25 protein-coding genes and 1 pseudogene are annotated in these 23,195 nt (G+C 65.9%); 16 read left to right on the top strand and 10 right to left on the bottom strand.

Annotated elements, in window-relative coordinates:
* Nucleotides 1-26 precede the first annotated feature (26 nt).
* The 7 genes from HQ603_RS09355 to HQ603_RS09325 all read left to right on the top strand — a co-directional run bounded on the left by HQ603_RS09355 (nt 27) and on the right by HQ603_RS09325 (nt 8,006).
* The gene (locus HQ603_RS09355; protein ID WP_222684275.1) at nt 27-302 is read left to right on the top strand and encodes a hypothetical protein; all 276 of its coding nucleotides are present in this window, start codon (nt 27-29) and stop codon (nt 300-302) included.
* 223 nt (nt 303-525) lie between these two features.
* On the top strand, nt 526-2,505 hold the full coding sequence (locus HQ603_RS09350; RefSeq protein ID WP_222684274.1) for a site-specific DNA-methyltransferase: 1,980 nt from the start codon (nt 526-528) through the stop codon (nt 2,503-2,505).
* Nucleotides 2,502-5,054 carry a DEAD/DEAH box helicase gene (locus HQ603_RS09345; RefSeq protein ID WP_222684273.1) on the top strand — a complete coding sequence of 851 codons (2,553 nt, stop codon included), beginning with the start codon at nt 2,502-2,504 and terminating at the stop codon, nt 5,052-5,054. Before HQ603_RS09350 ends, HQ603_RS09345 begins: the two co-directional genes overlap by 4 nt.
* A 932-nt stretch (nt 5,055-5,986) precedes the next feature.
* The gene (locus tag HQ603_RS09340; protein WP_222684272.1) at nt 5,987-6,940 is read left to right on the top strand and encodes a hypothetical protein; all 954 of its coding nucleotides are present in this window, start codon (nt 5,987-5,989) and stop codon (nt 6,938-6,940) included.
* 209 nt (nt 6,941-7,149) lie between these two features.
* The gene (locus HQ603_RS09335; protein ID WP_222684271.1) at nt 7,150-7,422 is read left to right on the top strand and encodes a hypothetical protein; all 273 of its coding nucleotides are present in this window, start codon (nt 7,150-7,152) and stop codon (nt 7,420-7,422) included.
* Entirely contained in the window at nt 7,419-7,619 is a 201-nt protein-coding gene (locus tag HQ603_RS09330; RefSeq protein ID WP_222684270.1) for a hypothetical protein, read from the top strand. Before HQ603_RS09335 ends, HQ603_RS09330 begins: the two co-directional genes overlap by 4 nt.
* A gap of 207 nt (nt 7,620-7,826) precedes the next feature.
* On the top strand, nt 7,827-8,006 hold the full coding sequence (locus HQ603_RS09325) for a hypothetical protein (RefSeq protein ID WP_222684269.1): 180 nt from the start codon (nt 7,827-7,829) through the stop codon (nt 8,004-8,006).
* A gap of 14 nt (nt 8,007-8,020) precedes the next feature.
* On the opposite strand, the gene HQ603_RS09320 is transcribed toward HQ603_RS09325, so the two are convergent.
* From HQ603_RS09320 to HQ603_RS09310, 3 genes are all read right to left on the bottom strand, one after another.
* A complete protein-coding gene (locus HQ603_RS09320; protein ID WP_222684268.1) occupies nt 8,021-8,188 on the bottom strand; it encodes a hypothetical protein in 168 nt (55 codons plus the stop codon).
* Nucleotides 8,189-8,243: 55 nt separating this feature from the next.
* Entirely contained in the window at nt 8,244-8,552 is a 309-nt protein-coding gene (locus HQ603_RS09315; RefSeq protein WP_222684267.1) for a hypothetical protein, read from the bottom strand.
* A 1,016-nt stretch (nt 8,553-9,568) separates the two neighbouring features.
* Nucleotides 9,569-10,339: a hypothetical protein gene (locus tag HQ603_RS09310; RefSeq protein ID WP_222684266.1), complete on the bottom strand. Its 771-nt coding sequence runs from the start codon at nt 10,337-10,339 to the stop codon at nt 9,569-9,571.
* Nucleotides 10,340-10,595: 256 nt separating this feature from the next.
* On the opposite strand from HQ603_RS09310, the gene HQ603_RS09305 reads away from it, so the two are divergent.
* The gene (locus HQ603_RS09305) at nt 10,596-10,871 is read left to right on the top strand and encodes a hypothetical protein (RefSeq protein WP_222684265.1); all 276 of its coding nucleotides are present in this window, start codon (nt 10,596-10,598) and stop codon (nt 10,869-10,871) included.
* Nucleotides 10,872-10,990: 119 nt separating this feature from the next.
* Nucleotides 10,991-12,598: a ParB/RepB/Spo0J family partition protein gene (locus HQ603_RS09300; protein WP_222684264.1), complete on the top strand. Its 1,608-nt coding sequence runs from the start codon at nt 10,991-10,993 to the stop codon at nt 12,596-12,598.
* A gap of 115 nt (nt 12,599-12,713) precedes the next feature.
* Here HQ603_RS09300 and HQ603_RS09295 read toward each other — a convergent pair whose 3' ends face one another.
* The 4 genes and pseudogenes from HQ603_RS09295 to HQ603_RS19230 all read right to left on the bottom strand — a co-directional run.
* Nucleotides 12,714-12,956: a helix-turn-helix transcriptional regulator gene (locus HQ603_RS09295; protein ID WP_222684263.1), complete on the bottom strand. Its 243-nt coding sequence runs from the start codon at nt 12,954-12,956 to the stop codon at nt 12,714-12,716.
* Nucleotides 12,957-13,037: 81 nt separating this feature from the next.
* Nucleotides 13,038-14,300: a hypothetical protein gene (locus HQ603_RS09290; protein ID WP_222684262.1), complete on the bottom strand. Its 1,263-nt coding sequence runs from the start codon at nt 14,298-14,300 to the stop codon at nt 13,038-13,040.
* Nucleotides 14,301-14,492: 192 nt separating this feature from the next.
* A complete protein-coding gene (locus tag HQ603_RS18905; RefSeq protein ID WP_261773606.1) occupies nt 14,493-15,014 on the bottom strand; it encodes a hypothetical protein in 522 nt (173 codons plus the stop codon).
* Nucleotides 15,015-15,302: 288 nt separating this feature from the next.
* A pseudogene (locus HQ603_RS19230) lies at nt 15,303-15,467 on the bottom strand (DUF2510 domain-containing protein); the annotation flags it as partial.
* A 291-nt stretch (nt 15,468-15,758) separates the two neighbouring features.
* Here HQ603_RS19230 and nrdH point away from each other — a divergent pair.
* The 6 genes from nrdH to HQ603_RS09255 all read left to right on the top strand — a co-directional run bounded on the left by nrdH (nt 15,759) and on the right by HQ603_RS09255 (nt 17,982).
* The gene (nrdH, locus tag HQ603_RS09280) at nt 15,759-15,992 is read left to right on the top strand and encodes a glutaredoxin-like protein NrdH (RefSeq protein WP_222684260.1); all 234 of its coding nucleotides are present in this window, start codon (nt 15,759-15,761) and stop codon (nt 15,990-15,992) included.
* A gap of 26 nt (nt 15,993-16,018) precedes the next feature.
* A complete protein-coding gene (locus HQ603_RS09275) occupies nt 16,019-16,636 on the top strand; it encodes a DnaB-like helicase N-terminal domain-containing protein (RefSeq protein ID WP_222684259.1) in 618 nt (205 codons plus the stop codon).
* Nucleotides 16,636-16,878: a hypothetical protein gene (locus HQ603_RS09270; protein WP_222684258.1), complete on the top strand. Its 243-nt coding sequence runs from the start codon at nt 16,636-16,638 to the stop codon at nt 16,876-16,878. The genes HQ603_RS09275 and HQ603_RS09270 overlap by 1 nt, the downstream gene beginning before the upstream one ends.
* 61 nt (nt 16,879-16,939) lie before the next feature.
* Nucleotides 16,940-17,143 (top strand): type II toxin-antitoxin system HicA family toxin, encoded by a 204-nt coding sequence (locus HQ603_RS09265; protein WP_222684257.1) that lies wholly within the window; start codon nt 16,940-16,942, stop codon nt 17,141-17,143.
* Nucleotides 17,140-17,526, top strand: coding sequence for a HicB family toxin-antitoxin system (locus HQ603_RS09260; protein WP_308126433.1), 387 nt, complete (start codon nt 17,140-17,142; stop codon nt 17,524-17,526). The genes HQ603_RS09265 and HQ603_RS09260 overlap by 4 nt, the downstream gene beginning before the upstream one ends.
* A 111-nt stretch (nt 17,527-17,637) precedes the next feature.
* The gene (locus tag HQ603_RS09255; RefSeq protein ID WP_222684256.1) at nt 17,638-17,982 is read left to right on the top strand and encodes a hypothetical protein; all 345 of its coding nucleotides are present in this window, start codon (nt 17,638-17,640) and stop codon (nt 17,980-17,982) included.
* Nucleotides 17,983-18,717: 735 nt separating this feature from the next.
* Here the strand turns inward: HQ603_RS09255 and HQ603_RS09250 are convergent.
* Nucleotides 18,718-20,061, bottom strand: coding sequence for a pentapeptide repeat-containing protein (locus HQ603_RS09250; protein ID WP_222684255.1), 1,344 nt, complete (start codon nt 20,059-20,061; stop codon nt 18,718-18,720).
* A gap of 1,126 nt (nt 20,062-21,187) precedes the next feature.
* Here HQ603_RS09250 and HQ603_RS09245 point away from each other — a divergent pair.
* On the top strand, nt 21,188-21,568 hold the full coding sequence (locus tag HQ603_RS09245; protein WP_222684254.1) for a hypothetical protein: 381 nt from the start codon (nt 21,188-21,190) through the stop codon (nt 21,566-21,568).
* A 47-nt stretch (nt 21,569-21,615) separates the two neighbouring features.
* On the opposite strand, the gene HQ603_RS09240 is transcribed toward HQ603_RS09245, so the two are convergent.
* Together HQ603_RS09240 and HQ603_RS09235 are read right to left on the bottom strand one after the other, a co-directional pair.
* Complete coding sequence (locus tag HQ603_RS09240) at nt 21,616-22,023, bottom strand: hypothetical protein (RefSeq protein ID WP_222684253.1); 408 nt, start codon at nt 22,021-22,023, stop codon at nt 21,616-21,618.
* A gap of 631 nt (nt 22,024-22,654) precedes the next feature.
* Nucleotides 22,655-23,053 (bottom strand): hypothetical protein, encoded by a 399-nt coding sequence (locus HQ603_RS09235; RefSeq protein ID WP_222684252.1) that lies wholly within the window; start codon nt 23,051-23,053, stop codon nt 22,655-22,657.
* Nucleotides 23,054-23,195: the final 142 nt, after the last annotated feature.

The raw sequence follows: 23,195 nt of genomic DNA, 5'->3' as shown, positions 1-23,195 counted from the left end.
TACCGGCGATCCCTGATGCGGTGGCCATGAAGATCGCCGGGGCGGTGGAGTCGTCCCGCTCGGCCGGCACCCGCCGCGCCTACGCCTCGGGGTGGCGCCGCTATTCCGAGTGGTGCACCCGCCACGGGCACGACGCGCTGCCGGCGCACCCTGTCACGGTCGCCGCCTACCTGGTTGATGCCGCCGACACCGTCACCGCGGCGGGGGAGAAGGCCTACGCCGCCAGTACCCTGTCCGCCTGGGTGGCGGCCATCAACCACTACCACCGCACCGCAGGACACCCCCAGCCGTCTGCCAACTGATGGAAATCTCCGGGCTCAGTCGGTCCGCGATGTATGCCACACTCGCGAGGGCCCGAGAAGAGCAGGGCTAGACGAAGCGAAGAAGCATTTGCTGGTCTCGCCTGATCTACCGGGCGCAGAGTCAGAGACGTCGGACAAGATGACCTGATGGGCGGTCGACGGGCCTTGCGACGATATGCTCTGGCAATGGTCCAGGCAGCCCCGGCGGGCAACGAGTGTCGAGATGGCTGACGATTCGAACGTTCTTGATCAACTCGTGGCTCGCGTCGAGGACAACACCTTACGAACCAGGCTTGCCTACGAGATCGAACTCCTCCGCGGGTCACGCCACTTCGGGCTCGTGTTCGACCGCCATCTACCCGAGTCCGTTCGGCTACCCGATCATCCCGTCCGGAAGGGCATCCGGGTTGCACTACGTGACGAAACATCCGCCAGAACTTGGATTGTCGACCGGTTCGCCGACCGCGCTCGCGAGACTGCGGTCCTCAGTGGGGACGGTGGTGTACGACCCGTTGCCGAACTTGTCGTGGTCCGCGAGTTCGACGAACCCATCTACCCAGGCCTGCGTACGGTCGAACGAATTGAGAATGGCCCTTCCGACGCGCCCTGGCATGTCGTCATCAACGGCGAGAATTTCCATGCACTCCAAGCGCTGCGCTCAACGCACCGCAATAAAATCGACCTGATCTATGTCGACCCGCCTTACAACACGGGCAACGACGGTTGGATTTACAACGACCGTTATGTCGACCAAAATGATCGTGCTAAATCCTCAAAATGGTTATCTTTCATGGAACGGCGACTTTTGATCGCCCGCGACCTCCTGAAACCGACTGGTGTCATCATCGCTGCAATTGGTGACGATGAACATCACAGGCTGCGGATGCTGCTCGATCAGCTTTTCGGACCGGCTAATTTCATAATGAACGCCGTTTGGCAAGGGGGTGGCTCGGCGCTTGCCCGACATCACGCTGGCGGCGTTGACTACATGTTGGTCTATGGACGTAACGCCGAACAAGTCGGGCGCTTCATGGATCCAAAGCCCTTTGTTCCTGAGATGTTGCGCCTCGTGGATGCTGCGTTGTCGAGCGGCAAAAGCCCCGAAGAGGCGCAAGAAAGCCTCCGCGAGTTCATCAAGACGAATCAACGGCATATGCCGGAGGGTGTAACGCGCTTCAATAACGTCGATCAAAACGGGATGATTTTCGAGACATCGGATCTGACAAACAGGCTGCCGCGCCCCAACCTGCGGTATGTCGTTACTGACCCCAATTCCGGAAAACAGTACGAGCCTCCAGAGAACGGCTGGACGGTCCAAAAATCGCTTATGGATGAATGGATCGCGGCAGGCTTGGTGGCCTTTGGTAGACGACCCAGGAAGAAGAAGTCGCTAGTAGATTACGCGCAAAATATGCCGGTACCTGCGTTCACTCATTCTCGCAATGCAGCGAACACGCACCTTCAGGGTCTCCTCACGGAGAAGCGTTTTCCGTTCCCCAAAGATCACGAGGTGCTGGCGCGGTGGTTCCGGATGGCGGCGCCGCGAGATGCTGTGATTCTGGATTTTTTCGGTGGGTCCGGCAGTACCACCGAGGCTGTGATGCAGCTCAATGCAGCGGACGGGGGAACCAGGCAGTCCATTCTTGTGACCAACAATGAGGTTGGAGCAAGCGAAGCTAAGAAGCTGCGAACTCTGGGCCTGCGTCCTGGGGACGCAGATTGGGAGGCGCGAGGTGTCTTTGAGTTCGTTTGCCGGCCGCGAATCTCCACGGTCGCCACAGGCAAACGCGAGAACGGTTCTAAGTACTCAGACGGGCTCGCTGTGAATGTGGAAATGTTGGACTTGACTTACCTCGACCCCGGTATGGTCCGCCGCGGTCACGAGTTCGAGGCCGTCGCCCCACTGATGTGGCTCGAAGCCGGCGCGCGAGGCCAGCGAGTTGATCGCATTCCCGACGACGGGTGGGCACTGACAAAGGCCTACGGCGTCCTGTTTGATATCGACGCGCTGGCCATATTCGCCGGGGCAGTCACCGACGCGTCTGTAACCGGCGCTTCGCCTCAGGTGGTGTTCGTCATCACAGATTCCGATGCGGAGTATCAGCGTGCGGTCGAGCGCCTGCCGGTCGGCGTCGACACGGTGCAGCTTTACGAGGACTATTTGTCGAACTACACGATCAACATCGCTGGCGGCCCGCGGTGAAGTTCACACTGGAGCCGTATCAGGCGGTTGCGGTCGAGTCCGTGCTCACCAACCTCGGCAAGGCCCGCGCCGGGTACCTCGACGACGGTGAACGCACCGCGGTCGGCCTGACCGCCCCCACCGGGGCAGGCAAGACCGTCATTGCCACAGCAGTGCTCGAAGGGATCTTCAAGGGCACACCGACGAGGGCCGCCAACCCGAACATGACGGTCCTGTGGATCACCGACGACCGCGCCCTCAACGCGCAGACGATCGCGAAGATCACCCAAGCTTCCGGGGGCGGAATCGACATCAACTGCATCCGCTTCCTCGGCGAGAACGACCACCGCACCCTGCAACCGGGGCACATCTACTTCGTCCACATCCAAGCTATGCAGAAGAACTCGACACTGCACGCAGTCCGCGCCGACGGCACCCGCAACGACAGGCGAACCCACGGCGCGTGGGACATGATCGCCAACACCGTTCGCGACCGCGGTGCGGATTTTCTGGTGATCTGGGACGAGGCGCACCGCGGCTCGGGCACGAAGAACACCGATCGCAAGTCGATCGCGGGAACCATCGTCGATGGTGGCACCACCAATATCGGAACCCATCAGCCGGCCGCACCGGTCGTGCTCGGTATTTCGGCCACCCCCGACCGCTTCCTTGCTGCCATGAACGCCGCCAACAGGACACCTCGCCTGGTGGAGGTCAAAGCCGGCGACGTCCGCGAATCCGGACTGCTCAAAGACCGTATTCTGCTGCGCAGCTTGGGGGAGTCGCAGTCGGCGGACAACACCATGCTCGCCCTCGCCGTGGAGGATCTCGAATCGTCCGACGCATCCTGGCGGGCGCACCACGAGGCCACCGGGGACCGGCTGGTCGAGCCACTGCTCGTCGTCCAGGTCGAGCAAGGACTTTCACCCGCCAGGGAAGAAGCGCGGCTCGCAGAAATTCTCGCGGTGCTGGAATCGACGTGGCCTCAACTGTCCGGCTATGCAGTCGCGCACGCGTTCGGCGACCACGGCCAGTACAAGGTCGGCGACAAGACCATCCGCTACCTGCCACCGGAAGCCATCTCCGGTGACGACCAGGCGCGGGTGGTCTTGTTCAAGTCGGCTTTGACCACGGGATGGGACTGCCCGCGAGCCGAGGTGATGATCTCGTTCCAGAACAGGGACAGCTACACCGAGATCGCCCAACTCATCGGCCGACTGGTCCGAACGCCGCTGGCCAAGCGTATCGACGGGGGAGACGAGCGACTGGGGGAGGTCGCGGCGTACCTGCCGGGGTTCCGAACCGAGCACGTGGCGCGGGTGGTGAAGGCACTGACCGAAGACGAGAGTGTCGAGGTCGACGTCGTCGTCGCCCCCGTCGTCTGCGAGAAGTCGACAGAAGTTCCCGCTGCCGTGTTCGAGCTGCTCGACACCCTTCCCTCGTACACCCGGCAGAGGACGTCCTTCGGCTCACGCACCGCACAGTTGCTGCGCCTGGCCGCGACGCTGACCGAGCACGGTCTGATCGAACAAGGCTCAGCGAAGGCGAAGCGGTGGATCGTCGATCAGATGACCGCAGCTGACAGTCAACGCCGCAACGAGATCGACGCCAAGGTCGACGACATCATGTCGCTGACCATCAGCACAACCATGGTCTCCTACGGTGAGGCGATCATGCAGAGCGTCGGCAAGACCGACACCCCCACCAACGAACGCGACCTCGAAGGCTACTTCCAACGAGCCAAACGACTGCTCCCCGACGGATCTGCCAACTGGTACTTTAACGAACTCTGCGACCGCGGCGAAGACGAGATCGACGCATCTGCACGCCTGGTCGCGATGGCCGACCTCGGGTTCGCCACAGTCGTGGAACATCAGGCCACGGCCCTGATCACCACATGGCGGCAACAGCATGCGGCCAAGGTGTCCGCGAAACCGCGCCACGTTCGAGAGCAGACCGAACCGCTCTGGTATCTCGGCGCAGAACCCATGCTCCCCACGACCGTCGAGACACGCGCGGCCTATCCCGCCGCCACCGAGAAGATCCGCGGCGACACCGTTGCACCGATCGAGACGTACCCGGCGCACCTGTTCGTCATCCCCGACGGCAAACCCAACGCCGGCCGATTCCCCGTCGACACCTCCCGGTCGTCCTGGGAGGCAGACGTACTCACAGCAGAGCTGGCCGTCGAGAGCCTCGTCGGGTGGTACCGCAACCCCTCGTCAGGCCGCCACGCGCTCGCGATCCCGTACAAGTTCGGTGACGAGCAGCGCTTGATGCACCCCGACTTCCTGTTCTGGCACGACGACGGCGACGGAAAGTACGCCATGGACATCGTCGACCCGCACCGGTCCGACCTCGCCGACACCTCCTCCAAGTGGTCGGCGCTCTCTCGCTACGCTCAAGACCACTCCGATCGCGTCCGACGTTGCCTCGCCGTCGCCGAGGTAGGCGGTAACCTCCAAGCACTGGACCTCACCGCAGTGGGAATCGACGCGCGAGTTCGCGCGGCCACCAACCAGAACCTCATTCGAGACCTGTTCGACGCGGAGGGAATGGCCTACCCCTGAGACCACAAACATCGAGGACCGTGACGCACCGAGAGCAGAACATCGGCAGGGTTCCCGGCGGCCGAACACACCTGTGCAGTTGGTGTCTTGATGCTGCCGTCGAACCGGCGGCCTCACCGGGAAGTGTCCCAGGTCGGCGGCGGCGACTCACGACACGAGATTGACGACCACTGCACTTTCCGCGACCCGAGCCCGTGGTCTCACTTCGTCTGCCATCTCATCCGGCTTTGCGATCAATACTTAATCGGACGACCATCTCCGTGGTAGTCCTCGTGGGAGTCGAAGATGTTATCTCGCGAGATGCTGTTCTTGTGTCCGCAGTTGTCGCACACACAGGTGTAGTTGTTGTCGTTGAAGCCGGGTTGTGAGCTCAGATGGTTGTTGCAACGGTCGCAAAACCAGTCCACATCGGGAAATCGGCTCACGGATACTCCTGGACGGTAGTGCGGCTACTAGTTATCGGGACCGTACCAACACCTGGCTCTGTGCCAAGCCCATCCGCTGTTGACGTGACCTTCTCTCCGTGGTTTCGAGTACGCGCTCCACCCGTTGCTGCGGCATCTGGAGCCGGGAAGCTTTGACATCAGCGCCCAGCGTGGGGGCCCGTCCATCTCGTCGATGAGGCGGTCCGCCAGCTCCTGCGCGACTCCGATTGCGATCCACCGGACGAACGACCGCGAACAGCATCACCAGAGGCGGAGAAGCATCGAGCAGCTCGTAACCTCCCCGTGGCTCACCGAAACTTTCTCACTCAGCGAAGGAGGCTCGGAGGCAATGTATTCGAGCCGGCTCCCCTCTTGCCAGTTTACAGCGTAACGCTGTAAACTGAGCGACGAACGCGCCCGCTCTCCGCCACCTTCGGCGGAGACCACCTGGCGGCGCTCGTGCTCATCGTCGGCGGCCGACAATCATCGACTTTCGAGGGGAACCCCATGATCACAGTCCGCGCCGCAGACGACGCCATGCTCCACGCCGCCGACAACCTCCAGTCGCTTTTCGAGCTCGTGACGTGGGTCGGCTCGGCCGCCGGAGTTGTCGCGATCTTCGTTGGAGGGGCGGTCGCCGCGCGTGCCCACACGACCGGACTCGGTTCGGTCTCGCGAGGAGTGACACTCGTTGCCGCCGGACTGCTCATGATGGTCAGTCCCGCATTCCTGCGATTCCTTCTGGGCGAGCCCGAAGCGCCGACGGCCGATCGGCCGCAACCCGTGTCGACGCCGGCCCCGGTTCCGACCGACACCGAACCTGCGGGTCGTACCGACATTTCCTGGGACATCATCGGTCTGGTCCTGCTAGCCCTCGCAGTGCTCGCTGCGGCCGGTGTCGGCGTCGCGGCGCTGCGCAGAAAGCGCCTTGCCCGCCTCGCGGCAGCCAGGCAGAACGCCGTGGACCACACCGCCGCCCTCGCCCAGTACAACGACGTCGCCTCGGCCTACGCCGCCCATGTGACCGACCCGCACTCGTTCTTCGAGCGACCGTTGCTCGACGACGTCCGCGACCCGCACACGGCAGCGTTCGTGGAGGCGTTCGACGCCGCCACCTACCTGCGAACCGACACCGTCCCCACCGACCCCCGACGCATCCGCGAGTTCGCGGCCGCAGCCGCTCTTGCCCACCGAACCTGGCGCGCAGCGTACGAGCACGCCACCGCCGTCGGCTTCACCGATCCGGTGTTCGACACCCGCACCGTCGAGCGCATCACCGCATCGCTCACCGTCGCCCGCGACGACGGCGCGACCGCCGACGAACGCCGCGCCGCGCTCGACGCCGTTGCGCGACTGACCGCCGGCACCCAGCCGGTTCCCGACCGCGTGACCGCAAGACTGCGCGCCGCGATCGAGTCCGCAGCGCGCCGTGAACTCACCACCGGTGGAGCCACCCTCTGACCGGTACACGGTGCACCCACCGCTCACCCGCCGTCCGCGACACCGCCGACGCCGGGTGAGCGGGCGTCAGATGGTTCGTGACCATTCACGACACGAGTGCCCCGCATCGACGGCCGGCCCCGGCTCCCGGCCCCGCTGAGCGCCACCCGTGTCGTACCGCTGCGGCACACTGACCACCACCACGAAGAAACCAGCACCCAGGGGGGACCATGCTGACTTACCTCGGCCTCGCACTGATTGTCGCCGCCGCCTACGCCACCACCAGGATCACCGCGCCTCGGCACCGCGCCGCCGCGTTCGCAGCGATCGTCGTCGGCGTCGTCCTCGGCGCCGCGGGCCTTCTCGCCCGCTTCGACGACCCGCACAACCCCGCCCACTGGATCATCGGCGGCACCGCCACCGTCCTCGCCGCGATCGTCGCCCTCGCCGGCACCCGCGTCGCGATCCACCTCGCCCGCACCACGCCCAGCGACCGGGCGTGACCGACCACCCGGGGGCGCCGGACTACGACGTCGACACCGACGCCCGCTACGCCCTCATCGGCGACGGCCACGACCCCGACGATCCTCAGCTGCGCCGCGAGCACGCCGACATCGCCGCCCTCCTGCGCGAACACCGGCATCTGACCAGCGGAGACGGGCCCCTCGCCGCCTGGCGCCGGACCACACCTCTGCGCTGACCGCGCCCATTGATTCCGCGAGGGCGGACCAATGCTCCTGACCGTGGCCGGCAGCTGCCCGGGGCCGGCATCCTCGCCCCATTCCGCTGACTATCTGACAAGTGTTGTAGATCACACCGCATTGACCCTGTCCAGCAGCCAAGTTCCCGGCCCCAATCTGTAGGAGCAGGAACTGTCCAGCTCCTTCGAGCAGGAGGGGTACTCAACATGGCGAAAGTCGATTGGTCTGCCGTCTCGACCGCACTGCGCGTGCTGATTCTCATCACCGACGTCACCGGCTTCGGAGGTCCGTACGTGACCGCAGCCTTCGCCGGCGTCGGCATCGTCGTGGACTACGTGGCGAGGCGGGCGGCACGTCGAGAGCAGGGCGACGATTCGGAGGAGTAGCGGTTTGGTGCCGACTACGAGGCGGGCGTCAGGACCGAGAGCGGAACGCGGAACGGGTACGCTCCCGTTGCGGTGGCGGCGTCTCCGGCCGGGGCTATGGTCGCGTGGTCGGTGTCGACCTCGACGACGGTGAAGACGTGCACGGCCCCGCTGTGCAGTCGGGCCAGGTCTCCGGGGTTCACGGCAACGGACCGTAGCGCGTCGCACCGACACCGCCGGCGGGCTCACCGAGCATGCTCATCGCGGTTGCACGTCTCGTGGGGTGATCGACGCGGATGGGCACCACTGCCGCACGCGCATCGCGCCGTTGCCGTTTCCGGTGTGCAAGTCCATCTCGCACAACGCGATCCAGTCTCCGGCCGTTGTTCTCACCCACGCATGGAGGAGGCCCGGCACGGAGTCGGAGAGGTGCAGCGCTTCGGCCTTGACGCGCAACGCCAGTCCCAGCCGAGCCGAGCGGGGAGTGCGGGCGAAGGCGCGGCCGAGGTCGACGGTGACCGGAATCGGTGGGTCGCACAGTCGCCGCGGCGCGGGGGAGTACTTCACCGGCCAGTCCTCGAACACAGCACGCCCGCATCACAGCACGCCCGCATCACTGCGCGGCGGCGTCGAATGCAGTGGTCATCGTCTCTCCGCAGGGCAGTCGAGTGGGTGCGTGTGTGCGGGGCCGGACGCTTCCCGAGACCGCAGCCTCCGCCCAGCCCCGCACCGTCGACCATATCAGCCGATCGAACGTATGTACTAACGACTGGTGGGGAATGGCAGCGGCAGTGCCCGAGCGGCCGGGGCGCGCAACGTATGGGCTCGGAGAAGCTACGGCCTGCGTGCTCGGCGTGCCAGTCCAGTCCGACCCGGTTCTCATCCTCGCGTTCCGGCACGGACAGCGCGTGGCGAGCCCTCGGGGCAGCTACTGGGCGGCCCAGACGTATCCGGAATCAGGGAGACCTGGCTGATAGGGGACGCAGTAGACGCGCAAGCCACTCGAGTCATAGCCGGTTGACCCTTTGATGCACGTCGACCCGACCTGTGCGTTTTCCACCCCGTATTCCGACGGAAGGGGTTGGTTCCCGCTCGTCGGTGTGGGGTACGGCGTCCAGGACGGTGTAGGCAGCGGCGGCAGAGGCGTCGGCTCCGGCCACGCCAATCCCGGCGCCTCCGGCTGAAGCGCGTCGTAGTCGTCAGTGTCGACCTGCGGCGGAACCGAGTAATTCGGCGACACGGGCGGTTCGCTGTAGTCCGGTCGCGTCACCGCAGTCGTCGGTTCCTCCGGTGTAGTCGTCCGTTCCAACGAAGGCATCGCATCTGTGGCGGTGTTAGTAGCCGTGGTGGTAGTCGAGCGAGACGAGGTGGAGGCAGCCGCAGAATCGGGTTCGGAGCTGCAACTGGACAGAATCGCTATTGTTCCGAGCGCGACCACCACCGCGCTCGTAATACGCCGTCGATCGAATCCAGGTTCCATGCGGACCGTCTTTCTCGTGTCGTTCGATAGGGCAACTCGAATGGGAGCGAGCAGGCCTGCAGTGCTCCCAGCTAGCAAGTGGTTCTGATCCTTCGTTCTTGGGTTACCCGACCGACGCGGCGATGGTGACATCGGCACTCGTTGCGGTGTCGGGCGCGAAACCGGTGATGAACGGCGCCTCATTGAGTACACGACCTGGCTGGATCGAGCTCGACGTGAACGCAGTCGTCCCCCCGACGATGTCACCACCTTCGTCTCGAAAAACGAAGAAGATGCGCGCAGGCGATTCGACGGGTTCGGAGCTGTTCGACCGCGCGGCGAGGGCGATGCGAGGAGAATAGCCGGTTCCTTGGATCGTGGCCTCAGCGGTTATGGCCACCGGTGGCGCGTCCGTGAACGGCTTCTGGCCTGCTTCCGTTGTGATTTGAAGATTCGCGATGTCGCTGGAATCGATGAATGTCCCACCTATATAGGCATCGGTACCAGCCATGAAGAAACCCAGCTTTTCTTGCTTGGTTTCGAGCGGTGCACCGCTGGCATCAATCGCAGTGACGGTGATTGAAGGCAGTGCAGAAGTAGGTCCATCGTTCCTCACGCGCACACCGAACGAGACGAACTCCCCGTCAGGGGACAAACTCCATCCGTCTTCGACCACAACAGGCGGGGTGAGCTGTCCGGCAGGCGTGGATCGGGGAGCTGCGCTGCTCGTTCGGGCGGGCGCAGAAGCGGTGCTCGTTGCCGTGGTGGACTTCGAATCGGCCTGAGCCGTGACTACGGGCGGCGGAGTCTCCGTTGCGGCACCCGCTGAACACCCTGCAACGATGAGGGCTGTGGCGCACAAAACCGCAACGTTCGTCCAGAGATGACGTGCCACGAAGGCTCCTTCGCTAATGGACGCTCGGTCGAGCAGCCACCTCACTGTCGGTAGACAAGGCCGGATCGTTACCGCCCCCTGTCGCCCATCGGGTCTCGTACGCAGAACCTCGATAACGCCCCGAGAACTGCTCCGCGGTGAAGCGTGCAGGACGAGGCTCCCGGGTCTGCTCGGTCAGCGACTGTGACCGCCTTTGGACGCCAACGAATTCCGTTGTCCCGCTTGCTATTACAGCGCAACGCTGTATTATTGAGGTATGAGCGAAACGCCCACGAATCTGACCGCCACCACCTCCGAGAGCGGACACGACCGGCACGGTCTCGGCATCGCCCTGGCCGCAACCGCGGGCCCGTTCGAGTACCTGGTCGCGGACCTGGAAGCTCTGCCCGCACTGGACTGGACCACCGACATGGCCACCGAGCTGCTGCGCCACCACGGCTACGAGCTGGTGGGGGAGTGGACGGTCACCGGGGCCGACGAATGGGGCCGCACCTGGACCGCGCCGATCACCGCGATCGGGCTCAGCGCCTAGCGCGACCCGGCCCAGCCGCGCGGGGCGAGCGCCGCGCACCGACCGAGAACGCGAAACACCGGACAGCCCTTAACTGCCCGGTGTCTCACCACCACACACTAGTTGGGAGACACCCCGCCATGACCACCACCGCATCGACCCCGTCCCTGGTCCTCGCCGACCCCACCGAGCTGGTGATCGGTGAGAACATCCGCACCGACGTCGTCATCACCGACGACCCCGAGTTCGTCCGGTCGATTGCCGAGCGCGGCGTTCTGACCGCCATCAGCGCCACCCGCCGAGCCGACGGCACCCTGCGCATCATCGACGGCCAACGCCGCATCCTCGCCGCCCGTGAGGCCGGCCTGAGCGCGGTGCCGGTCCTGGTCGACGCTGAATCCGACGACGAGCGGCAAGCCCAGATCGACCGCGTCACCGGCCAGCTCCACACCAACGAACAGCGCGCCCCGATCACCACCCGCCACAAGGTCGGTGCGGTCACCGAGTTGCTCGACCTCGGCCTCGACGTCGAGCGCGTCGCCAAGATCACCCAGCTCGGCGAGAAGTTCACCCGCACCGCCGCGACCGCCGGACGCTCGGCGAAGGTGGACGACCACCTGGCCGATCGGCGTCTGACCCTCGACGACGCCGCGATCCTCGCCGAGCTCGAGACCGCCGCCGACCGGTACCCCGCGATCCCGGACCGCATCGAGCGGATCCTCGGCGGCTACGGCATCAGCTACCACCTGGCGCATCTGCGCGAAGACGTCGCCGCGATGGACGCCGCTACCGCCGCGGCCACCGAACACGCCCAGCGCGGGTTCACCGTGATCCACAACGAACCCAGCACCACCGGCGGCGACTGGTTCACCCCAGCCGACCTGCGCACCCCCGACGGGAAGCCGATCCCCGACGATGCCCCACACAGCGCACCGCACCTGTGGCACGTGCACCCCAGCGAGGCCGGTGTCGTCTGGGTCGACGCCGACGGCCACGAAGTCGACGACACGCTCATCGACTGGGACACCCGAGACGACCCCGACCTCGAGGCCATCGACGGCCTGATCCGCGCCGACGCCGTCACCAAGACCACGTCGTGGTCGTTCGAGTTCTACCTCCACCATTCCCGCCGCGCCGACGCCGGCTTCGCACTCGCGCCGGAGCTCGCCGCGGCGGGCGGTGACGCGGGGGACGCCGAGGACGGACTCTCACCGTCCCAGCGGGCCGCAGCTCGCGCGGAAGCCGAACGCAAGGACGCCGACCGCGCCCAGCGGCGCCGCACCATCGCCCTCAACCGGGCCGGCGGTGTCGCCACCGAGATGCGCCGCGCGTTCCTCACCGGCCTGCTCAGCGCCAAGAGCGCCCCGAAGAACACCACCCGGTGGGTCGTCGGAGTCCTTGCCCGGCACCCCTCGCTGCTCACGGAGTTCAAGGCCGGCGAGCTGTACGGGTCCATCACCGGCACCGACCCCACCACCGCCGCCGCGAAAGTGGCGAAGGCCACCGCCGGGCAGTGCGAGGTGTTACTCCTTGCCCGCGTCCTGACCGCCTTCGAGGCGCGCCTGACCGGCACCCAGGACAGCAAGGACTACTGGCGCTACAGCGAGAAGAGCTACCGAGGACTCCAGGGCATCGACACCTACCTGACGTTTCTCGCCGACGCCGGACACACCCTCAGCCCCGTCGAGCAAGCCGCCATCGGCAACACCACCGTCGACGCCGCCTACGCCACCCTCGACGACGACTGAGCCCAGCAGTTCCCCTGTCGCAACGCCCGATGCCCCGACCGCACACAGCGGATCGGGGCATCAGGCGTTCGTGTGACGTGCGGGGGGCCGCAGATGCGGAACGACGCCGGGCGGTCTACCGGTCCGTGTCGCCGGTGCGCCAGTTGCCTCGGCCGGGACGGTTGTCGATCCAGGCGTCGATGTCGTCGGGGGAGAAGAAGGGGAGCCGGCCCACCCGCCGGACGGGCCCCGGAGCCTGCTCGCGGGCGACGTAGGACCGCCACGTCGACGCCCCGATCACCCGGCCACTGCGTTCCTTGATGCGCTCGAGCACAGCGTCGAGCGTGAGCAGCTCGTCGAGCGGTGGTTCGGTCGGCATCGAAAATCCTTGGTCGGTCGTCGTGTACCGGCAGTCCCGGTCACCCTGACAATACAGCGACGCGCTGCGTCGGCCGGAGCGTCAGAAGAAGCGGTACTGAGCGGGGTCAATGGTGAAACCGTGCCCGGATGCGTCGTGACGGCAGCTCGCACCGCCGGTGGAGCCTCGGAACGCACACGTCATTCCGTAAGCGGTGACGGTGTTGCCGTATGGCAGGGTGAACTCGCTCATCGTCCCGCGGTCCTCCGTGTGCGAGTTCCCGCCCGCATCGGTGAGGAACTTCGTTTCTCCGTCCGCGCCGACCGAGATCAGACGCGCGTCCACCCCGGCCGTCAGGGGTTCTCCCAGCGGAGGGGAGCAGAATGCGCCGACGCGCGAGATCGTGCAGTAGTAATTGCCGCTAGGCGCCGAGAGTTGGCATATACCTCCATCGGCGCAACTGCCGGGGTCGGCGGGCATCCCGGCGAACAGATCGCCTACCTCGGATTCTGCGGATTCCGACGACCTCTCGGTTTGCGGGGGAGCGGCCGGCGGTGATGTGGTCGCGGAGGTGGGTGGCGCCGCGAGCTCGGTGGCAGAGGTGGTGTTCGCAGTCCGGTCGATGCAGTCCTGACGTTGGTACTGGATGAGGCCACCGCCGGTGTAGGGGTCGGGGTATCCATTCGTGATGGGGTAGACGCTGAGGTCTACAGGTTGCTTCCACGCCGCCGCGACCGGTGGGAACCGAGACAGGTCGATGGTGAGGGCGATGGTGTTCCCGGCGAGCGCCACCTCGTCGACAGTCGTTGTGATGCCCTCAGCGGGACTGTCGTCGGTGAACGTGGAGTCTCCGGTGACCATCCATTGCCCTTGCACGAACTCGTCGGCGGTGAGGTCCTCCCTATAGATCGTGAGGTTGTAGCTGTTGTCGTTCGCGGCGGGTCCGCCGGGAAAGAGCACGAGGGAGAAGTCGGAACTGCCCGGCTCCGCGAACTGCTGGTCGCCGTAACCCGGGATCGGCACCTGCCTCGGGGCCGGCGGCGGTGTGCCTGCGAATCGAACGGTGATCTTCAAGTGTTGATCCGAAGGGTGCTCCATGAGGACCGATCGCGCGAGCACTTGGTCCGGCGCGGGACTCTGCACCACCGATGGGATGTCGCGGCTCTCGCTGCCGTGTGGCACCGATTCGCAGCCCAAGGCACGGGGGAACCCGGTCCAATCCAACTGGACATCATCGTCGTCCGACGACCGCGTGAAGACGGCAACAGCAGCGACGACGACCAGAACTCCGACGATGCCAGCGGCCACGACGAGTGATCGGCGGTCTCGTCGCGACGCATCCTTCTTCGTAGTGGGCGCAGTCATGCTCGTAGCTTCCCATCCGCTCACAATGACCAGCCGCAGGTCGACCACTTCAGGAACCCGGATACAGGGACGCCGAACGCGCCCAGCAGCCGCCGCACGATCGCCGTCGACCGAGCCGGCGGTGTCGCAGCCGAGGTGCGCCGGGCGTTCCTCACTGGTCTGCTGACTGCCACAAGCGCCCCGAGGAACAAATCACTCGCACGCCTGCTCCAGGTAATAATCGACGTCCGCATATTGGTTGGTCCGATTGAGGGTGTCGACGTACACAACTGGGTCGAGTCGTTTGGGTAGGGCGGGGAGTCTGTCCAACTCGAGAATCAGATCTACAGTGTCGGGTCCGACCGTGATGTTCGGGAGGTCGTCAAGGACGATGCCCTCGTATGAACCATCGGAGAAATCGACGATGCTCCAACCATCGGTCCCGCGTATGACTGCGTACGGGTGGGTTTCCGGACGGTCCAGGTTTACGATGAAGCTATAGTTCAACCCGACTGTAACTGGGTTCTTGGCGGTGCCGGAGCTCGTCGGCAGGGGCGGTAGTGGACCGGTGAACTCCAGCTTCAGGAGCAGCTGGTTCTCGTCGATCAATTCCGCCGTGCCCCCTTTGGCCAGTATCGACGGCGGAACACCGTTGACGGTCGCGCGCTTGCTCAAGGGCTCGGACGTCGACTGGATCCGGCAACTCAGAACAGAGGGCAGGGCGCTGGTGTCCATAGCGTCACGTGAGCTTCGGACGAACACCACGAGTACAGCAATCACGGCGAGAACCACCAAGGCAGCGGCCCCCGTGATCCACCACATGTGCGCAGGCCGCCCGCGTCGAGGATTGGGTGTGACGCCAGAATCGACGGACCGGGCGAGATTGCTCGTCGAGTGTGCCTCCGGCGTCTGAGGAGGGCCGGTGTTTCCGACGGGTGGCCGAGGTGTCGGGACGGACGCGGTCGGTTTGCGCAGACCCATCGATTGCCGGCCGGGGGCTTTGGGTGCGGCAGGTGAGGTGGTCACCGGAGGGTCGACTCGATCGGTCCACTCTTGTCCATCCCACCAGCGCAACCGCGGTGACCGCGGAAGCTGCGACCCTGGTGGTTCCGGATCCGGGTACCAGCCGGCGGGGGGAGACCCATTTGAGAACGTCACAACGCGACCGTATCGCCCATCCGGGGGCATGGGCATGCAAGTCGCCAATTCCGTTTGCCGCGGTCTTGACGCGCGGAAAAGGACCGCCGCGTCACTACGCATTTCCGATAATCGTGATTGGCCGGTAGGGTAAACCGCTAACGTGCGGTATCGCCGCGACTTTTCCGCGCGAGTCCGCAAACGCGATCTGGTGAGAAGTATTGCGAACCAACGGTATGCGCAACAAAATCGTTACCGTGAAAAGGCCTCACATTATTGCTCGATAGAGAAATGGGGGATAGGATAGAAGTAATCTCAGTGAATACCGAAAGGGCCCGAGCTATGTCTGCGGTGACCGTCTACACCAAGCCGAATTGCTACCAATGCAAGGCCACCTTCCGTGCATTGGACAAGGCCGGCATCGACTACACCGCCGTCGACATCAGCCTCGACGCCGACGCCCGCGACTACGTGATGGCCCTCGGTTACCTCGCCGCCCCCGTCGTCGTGGTCGACGAGAGCACCCACTGGTCCGGATACCGCGACGGCCGCATCGCCGAACTCGCCGCCGCTTGACCACCACACGAGAGCAGGTGAGAGCCGTGAGCGCACTCCGAGCCGTCCCCACCGAAGGCCCCGACGACGATGCGGCCGGCCACGACGCTGCGGTCCGCGACCTCGCGCCCGACACTGCGCCCGTCGCCGCATCGGCCGGTGACACCACCGTCGACGAGCAGGGCGAACTGGACCCGCGGACCGACCCGGAATCGCTCACCCTCTGCGCCCTCATGTGGTCCACCGAGCCCGCCGACACGACCCGCGTCGCCACCGCGCTCACCCCCGGCGACTTCGAGAACCCGACGCACGCCGAACTGTTCACCGTCGTCGCCGCCCTCGTCACCGAGGACCGGCCGCACGACCCCGCCTCCGTCGCCGCGGTGATCCATCGCGCCGGGGGAGGGCAGAAGGACGCCCCGCTGCGGCGGGTGCTCGCCGACGTCGTCACCGCCGACGCCCCCGCCGTCTCCGCCGTGCACTACGCCGACATCGTGCTCTCCCAGTCCTACCGGCGGTCGTTCCACATCGCCGGACAGCGGATCACCCAGGCCGCCGAACAGGGACCGGAGGAGGAGTTGTTCGACTACATGGTTCAGCTCGGCCGCGAGCAGCGCGCCGCGTGGAACCGCCTGAATGCCTTTCGATCAGGAGGAATGCAGTGATGACGCAGCACCAGGACGCGGCCGTCGCGGATCCAGATCGGTACCTCACCGCCGACGGGACGCTCACCGCAGACGGAGTCGACGCCGGCCGCTGGCTCGGCACCGAACTCGCCCGCAACGCCGACTGGGCCACGCTCGCCGACGACCTCGGTGTGCACTCCCGCGTCGCCCGGCACCTGCATTCCCTGTGGTGCGCCGACCGCGACCGAGCCGCCGCCGACGCACAACACGTCCTGTTCTGACGTCGCCTGCATTCGTCTAGCGCGATTGACTAGAAACAGTCCAGTAGGCTAGACTAGAATCATGGTCGCGGATCAGCCCACTCGCAAAGTGCAGAAGGAACTCCGCGGCGCAGGGTTCTCCCCGCTCCGCACGGTCGGCTCGCACACGATGTGGGTGTCCGCCGACGGGTCGGTGAAGATCACCGTTCCGGATGGGCACCGCACCATCTCGCCGGGTGTGTACCGCAACATCGTCAAGGCCATGAAGGAGGCGCGAGAGCAGTGAGCACGACCTACACGGTGTCGGTGACCCGCGACGGCAAGTGGTGGATGGTCGCCGTGCCCGAACTGGACGCCCTCACCCAAGCCCGCCGACTCGGCGACGTCGACACCGCCGCCCGTGAACTGGTGGCCCTCGAGACCGGCACTGCGCTCGACGAGGTGAGTATCGACGTGCACGTCGAACTCGCCGCCGGGGACGGTGACCTCACCGCCCGCGTGGCCGACATTCGCGCCCGCCGCGATCGCCTCGAAGCCGAGGAGGCGAAGGTCCGCGCCGACACCGCCGCGTTCGCCCGCGAACTCGCCGCCGCCCAGGTCCCCGTCCGCGACATCGGAACCCTGCTCGGGGTGACCTTCCAACGCGTCAGCCAGCTCGTCAACACCTGACCAGCGCAGTTCTCCACCCCGACGGGCGACGTGCGCCGCCCACCGGCTGACGGCTTCGTGTTGGTGCCCCCTGGCGCCGTCCGACCCACCAGACAAAAGAGGTCCTTCCCTGTGCCCGACTTCCGTAAGGCCACCAGTTCGATGCCGCTGCTGACCAAGCTGACCCTCGCCCTGCTCGTCCTGGTGATCGCGATGTGCTCGGTAATGCTGATCGGTAACGCGACCGCCGACCGCGGATTCGCATCGGGGGGGAACCTCACCGCCGCCGACGGCGGACTGATGCTGACCGTGGTGTTCGCCCTCATCGCGATGACCATGCTGATCCGCGGACACAGCCAGTCGCAGCGACCAGCGGCCACCGACCGGCCGGAACAGTCGCAGCAACCGTGGTCGCTCACCACCGCCGTCGCCGACGACGACCGCGCCGACCGCCCCTGGACGACCGACCCCCGCTGAACCACACCGCGCACACACGCCGGCCGTCCCGGCCGACGACACCGGAATACCTTTGCCGCCCCCGTCGTTGGACAGGCCGACGGTGTTCGGTCCCAATGCCCCGGGTACCACCCCTTTCGCCGCTACGAGCGGCCACCTGCCGAGAGGCGCACTGGCGGGCACCGTCCCTTGCACGTCGAGAGCCGCAGACCACTGGTCTGCGGCTCTCGTCGTCTGACGGCCGCGGCACCAGAACCGGCAACTCACGACCGCAGCCTCGGTCCGTCACGCTCACGTCGTCGTCCACCCGAGAAGAGATGCGCGGAGACGGTCGAAATCGAGCAGACAAACCGCTTCGCAGGTACGTCGCCGCCGGGGTCACCGGCCGACGCGGTCCCGATACGAACGGTGTGCGGTGCGTTCGGCGTCAACGAACGCCTCGACGTCGGGCATCCCGCTGGTGTCGCGGTGCGGGTAGGTGGTGGGGGTGTACCCGCACCCCGGCAACGCGACGGTGGCGAAGGCGTAGTCGTAGAGCGGTTCGAGATGGGTGCGGACATGGAATGTGGCCTTTTGAGACGGTCGGTCCCGGTGAGTCACCGCACCCGGTTGCACGCTGACGCGGCACCGTTGCTCGACTCACCTGTGGAGTGCTGGGAACGACCGAGGCGACCCGCACGGCGTCTCGATCCGCTTGCGAATGTAGAAGACGCCTGCGGCAGCCGTCCAGCCCGAAACCGGGCGCGGTCTTACTGATTAGTTGTCAGTCTTCGGTTCGGTTGCTCCACGTGCAGCAGCGTCTCGCGCATCGCTCTTGGCAGCGCCGTCTGTCTCGGCGGGAATCGGCGGCGGCCACCCGGAGTCCATGAACGATGGCACTTCACCGTCTTCTGACCAAGGAAGGGTCGGCGGCACATCCCAGCTCTTCGGTGTGCGAAAGCTGAGCGTGCTGACCTCGGCAAAACTCGCCAGTGACAGCTCGACCGCGCCTTCGAACGTTCCGGACGTGAACCGAACTGCCCCCGCGAAGTCGGCCGCATTAAACGTTGTCCCGCTCCCGGTTTCGAAGGTCATCTCGTGGAAATTGGTCCGTAGACCACGGAACGAGGCCAGGTCGAATCTGAGCGTGCCCCGGTTCGTAGCCCGAGCGAAGTCCACGCTCACAAAGAACCTTGCCCACTCGAAGTCCGCCTCGGTGAACAGACAGTCCTGGAAGCGAACGGTAGTCGGCGAACCCTCTTGTTCGGAACCGAACCTCGCGTCTACGAACGAGACACGCTCGAAAACGCAACTGCTGAAATCTGCGCCAGAGATGAAGTGCGCACCCGACAGATCGAGAGCCCCGAGAAACTGGCAGTGACTCCAGTCTATGTTGGTCAGTCGAGCTCCCCTGAGGTCGAAGTCGCAGTTTTTCCACGGCGCTTTCAGCACTTGGGCTGTACGAGCTCCGACGCGGCGGGCATCGCGAGTGTGGTCGGCGATGACACGCACGATGGTTGATCGCACCTGCTCTTCTTGAGCATTCAGCCCGGCGGATGTGCCTGAATCTGCGTCAGTGGCTGACGCGAGATCCCTCCCCCCCCCGGTCGGTGTGCGGAGATACGCGCACAGCACGTCGATACAAACTTGTCTTTCCGAGGTGTTGCCGGCCTCCGCCCAGTCGTCGGCGAGGGATGCGAAGGCGTAGACACCGGCGAGCCGGATGGCGAACGAATCTGACCCTAGTTGCTCAGCTGCCGAGGTGTAGCGCTCTCGGAGTATGCGTACTTCATCGTGTGTGAACTGTTGGCGGCTGAGTGTCACTGCCTGACTGCTGAGCGCTGTGCTTCGCTCGGTTGTGCGCTGGCGGCGGTAGGCGAGCAGTGCCGCGCCGCCGAGTCCGATGACGCCAACGAGAGCGACCGTAGTGCGAGCCGAATCGAAAATTTGCTGACCAGTTGTCTCGCGTAGCGACCAGTTCCACACGTGACCGCCTTGCTGCCACGCGAACAGGTAGAAGAGCGCCGCGCCGATAACCGTGGTTGCGATGGTGCCGGCGATGACCCACCGCCATAAGTGTTCTGGTTTCGGTTCATCGACCGGTGCGTCGCCGCTGTTCATCCTGCTATTGCAGCAGTCCGCGGCGACCGGAGGCGGGAGGCTCACCAGACGGCTGCCCCCAGCCGTGGACCGACCGTGTTCCTCGTGTGGATGCCCAAGATTTCCCGGCCGCTGCGCTCGATCTCAGGCACCCACAACCGGGGTCGGACCCACCACCGGGGACAACCGCCGGCCGCGCAGCTCACGCGGCCGAACTCACCCCGAGCAGGCCCACCAGCAGCTCACCGCCGACACCGCCGAGGAGTAGCACCCCCTCACCCGGTGCGGGTGCCCCCACAACAGGGGGCGCCCGCACCACCCGAGGTGCACCGCACCGGAGGGCCGCACCAGTGGGGAGCCGTCCCCGACCGGGCCGAGGGGGAGGTCCCCCGTTATCTTCTTCGACCACGTCACCCACCCCGGTGACCTGGTCGTCTTCGGTCGGTATGGCTCCGAGTCCCCTGGCGTTTCTCACGTCTCCCCGAGTGTCGCCGCCGACAGGAGAAGGCGTCGGATCACCGCTGATAGAGGCATGGCCGAGCGCGACACCCGCCACGTCACCGCCGACGGCCGCGTCTTCAACGGTCATACCGGAACGTGGACACAGGTAGAACTGCACCCGGTGAGGCAAGATCGGGGTGGCAGGTGACTACTCGGCTGCATAAACCGAGGTCAGAGGCCTTGCGTCTAATGTGTTGCTCTTGTAAGCGGGGTGTGCGTAAAATCCTCTGATCGAGAGGCGAATAGTGCCCTGAGCACTTATGTTTCTCGTATAGGTCAGCCGCGAGGCGATCTATATATAAACGGTTCCTTGCCTGGGAGCCCATTGGGTGCGCGGTGTTGGCGCGCCACGTACTCCGCCACTGGCCGGACCCCACAGGGGCCCGGCTTTTGGTGACTCTCAACTATTGACGGCCCAGTCGGTCTGTATTAACTTCCCTTGTTACTGAATCGTTCAGGCCCCCTCCGCATCGGCGCCAACCGGCGCGGGAACCAGGGGGCGCTGTCGAGGAAGTCATCCCGCGAGTCAGATGCTCGCGAAGATGGGATCTCCCAGGCAAGTCCGCGGAAGCCAATCTCTCCGGTTCGATACCGGTGGCTTCCGCGGACATGAGGGCACAACGCCCTCGACGAACCGGAGGAACAGATGTCTCTCTTCGCTCTGAAACGAGCCGTCGGCACCGTTCTGGCGACACTCGCCATGGTCGCCGCAGGACTCACCGTCATCGCTCCCGCCGCCTCTGCCGGCCCTGTCCACAACGGCGGAGTAATCGAGTACTACCAGTACTGTTACGACCGCACTCCGGCCCAGCAGATGACTAGCCCGAGGGGTGCGTCGCCGAAGCACTACTACAAGACCGCTGTCGACAGGAAGAACGGCGTCGACTGCAAGTACCTCTACGCGGCGGGCAACATCAAGCCGACGGAGAAGACGATCTACCACTCGTACTCGCAGGTCTGCAAGAACATCGGGTTCAAGTCCGGCAAGTGGTACCGGACGCCCACGGGTCTCGCTGCTTGCCGCTGACGAGCCCCGCGCGAGGGCCCCACCCTGAGGGTGGGGCCCTCGTCGCGTTAGAAGGGGTTCCGAGGACGACGCTTCTGGATTGAGGGGGGTTCGCCTGCAGCACGCTCAACACCGGATTCGCGTCGACTGTGCTTGTTGCGAGCGCTGGCGGCGCGATCTCGATACGAGCGGCTTGCGGTGCGTTCGGCGTCGACGAACGCCTCGACGTCCGGCATCCCGCTGGCGTCGCGGTGCGGGTACGTGGTCGGGGTGTACCCGCACCCCGGCAACGCGACGGTAGCGAAGGCGTAGTCGTAGAGCGGTTCGAGATCCCCGTCGTCGTAACTCTCGGTGGCATCGGTCGACAGCAGCACCGGCACATCGTCGGGCAACCCGAGGTCGCGGGCCCGCGACGTCGCCGCCGCGATCCACGTCGCCACGTACGTCTCCACGTCTGCCTCGCAGAGCGTCTGCACCGCCGCCAGCTCCGCATCCAACTCCTCCCGCGGCGCACCGTCACGGTCGGCGGGCGCAGCTCCGCCCTAATCGCGACGGTGTCCCGCGTGCACAGTTCGCGGATGCCGTAGTCGTCGAGCTGTTGGTCGCGCGTTTCGGAATAGAGCACCACCGGTTCGGTGCGCCGCAGTAGCGGCAGTTCCGGATCGGTGCCCAGGCCGGCCAACGCGGACACGTGGTGCGCCGCCACTGATTCCGGTGAGGCTGCGAGCAGTAGGTCGGCGCCGCCGACGTTCGCCGCCGCGGTTGCCGCCGCCCGTTCGAGGACGGCGGCGACGTCGACGCGGCGACTGCGGGCGGCGCGGGTCAGTGTTGCGGCGAGGTCCCGTTCGACGGCCGGGGGAGTGTCGAACTCGGCCGCGACGGTGGCCACCGCGCCGAAGACGTCATGCAGCGGCCGCGCGGTGTCGTCTCCGCCGAGCGCGGTCAGGCTCACGTGCACGTCGGTGACCCCGCGAGCGGGGAGGGCGACGAGCTGGTTCCGCACGAAGCAGGTCGCTGCGGATTCGTCCGGGAACACCCCGTGTGTGTGCACACTGCGTGGGCCGCTGCCGTCGCCCCGCCGGTCGGTGATCACCGCCTCCACGACCGTCACTGGTGGACCTCCGCACCGCCCGCGGCGCGAGCGTCGACGGCGCCAGTCGAGCCGTCCCCGTCGCCGACCGCGGTGTCGGCGGGTGTATCGATGGCGGGGCGGATGCGTCGACCCGACGCGCGCCGCGACGGCTTACGCGGGGAGGCCGGTGCGGGCAGGCCGGCGGACTTCAGTTCGGCCGGCGTCCAGCCGGCGTCGACGGCGTCCTTGTACGCCTTCGCCAGTGCGGTGTCGGCGTCCGCCGCCGCACTGCGGGCGGCTTCGGCCGCGGTGTGTGCGGCGGAGGCGGCGGCTGCGGCGTCGAAAAGAAATTCGACGTAGCGGGTGCGGGTGTCGATCGCGGCGCGAGCGCGCGCGAGAACGGTGTCCTTGTCGAGCGTGGTGATCGAAGACATGAGGGCCTCTCGTGGGAGCGTCGACGGCCGCACAACAGGTACGCGAAAGGTGCACCCCCGCAGCAGCGGTGGTGTGCACACGCGGTGTGTGACGACCGGTGATGGACGCTCGACCGTGACCCTCATCGACGGTCGAACACCG

The organism is Rhodococcoides corynebacterioides (assembly GCF_019834675.1).
Taxonomy (GTDB): domain Bacteria; phylum Actinomycetota; class Actinomycetes; order Mycobacteriales; family Mycobacteriaceae; genus Rhodococcoides; species Rhodococcoides corynebacterioides_A.
This window is presented reverse-complemented; position numbering and strand designations above follow the sequence as displayed.

Bases quoted from the DNA above. Each gene is read 5' to 3' on its own strand.
- HQ603_RS09355 (WP_222684275.1), top strand. From the start codon at position 27: ATGAAGATCGCCGGGGCGGTGGAGTCGTCCCGCTCGGCCGGCACCCGC.
- HQ603_RS09350 (WP_222684274.1), top strand. From the start codon at position 526: ATGGCTGACGATTCGAACGTTCTTGATCAACTCGTGGCTCGCGTCGAG.
- HQ603_RS09340 (WP_222684272.1), top strand. From the start codon at position 5,987: ATGATCACAGTCCGCGCCGCAGACGACGCCATGCTCCACGCCGCCGAC.
- HQ603_RS09335 (WP_222684271.1), top strand. From the start codon at position 7,150: ATGCTGACTTACCTCGGCCTCGCACTGATTGTCGCCGCCGCCTACGCC.
- HQ603_RS09325 (WP_222684269.1), top strand. From the start codon at position 7,827: ATGGCGAAAGTCGATTGGTCTGCCGTCTCGACCGCACTGCGCGTGCTG.
- HQ603_RS09305 (WP_222684265.1), top strand. From the start codon at position 10,596: ATGAGCGAAACGCCCACGAATCTGACCGCCACCACCTCCGAGAGCGGA.
- HQ603_RS09300 (WP_222684264.1), top strand. From the start codon at position 10,991: ATGACCACCACCGCATCGACCCCGTCCCTGGTCCTCGCCGACCCCACC.
- HQ603_RS09295 (WP_222684263.1), bottom strand. From the start codon at position 12,956: ATGCCGACCGAACCACCGCTCGACGAGCTGCTCACGCTCGACGCTGTG.
- HQ603_RS09290 (WP_222684262.1), bottom strand. From the start codon at position 14,300: ATGACTGCGCCCACTACGAAGAAGGATGCGTCGCGACGAGACCGCCGA.
- HQ603_RS18905 (WP_261773606.1), bottom strand. From the start codon at position 15,014: ATGGACACCAGCGCCCTGCCCTCTGTTCTGAGTTGCCGGATCCAGTCG.
- nrdH (WP_222684260.1), top strand. From the start codon at position 15,759: ATGTCTGCGGTGACCGTCTACACCAAGCCGAATTGCTACCAATGCAAG.
- HQ603_RS09270 (WP_222684258.1), top strand. From the start codon at position 16,636: ATGACGCAGCACCAGGACGCGGCCGTCGCGGATCCAGATCGGTACCTC.
- HQ603_RS09265 (WP_222684257.1), top strand. From the start codon at position 16,940: ATGGTCGCGGATCAGCCCACTCGCAAAGTGCAGAAGGAACTCCGCGGC.
- HQ603_RS09250 (WP_222684255.1), bottom strand. From the start codon at position 20,061: ATGAACAGCGGCGACGCACCGGTCGATGAACCGAAACCAGAACACTTA.
- HQ603_RS09245 (WP_222684254.1), top strand. From the start codon at position 21,188: ATGTCTCTCTTCGCTCTGAAACGAGCCGTCGGCACCGTTCTGGCGACA.
- HQ603_RS09235 (WP_222684252.1), bottom strand. From the start codon at position 23,053: ATGTCTTCGATCACCACGCTCGACAAGGACACCGTTCTCGCGCGCGCT.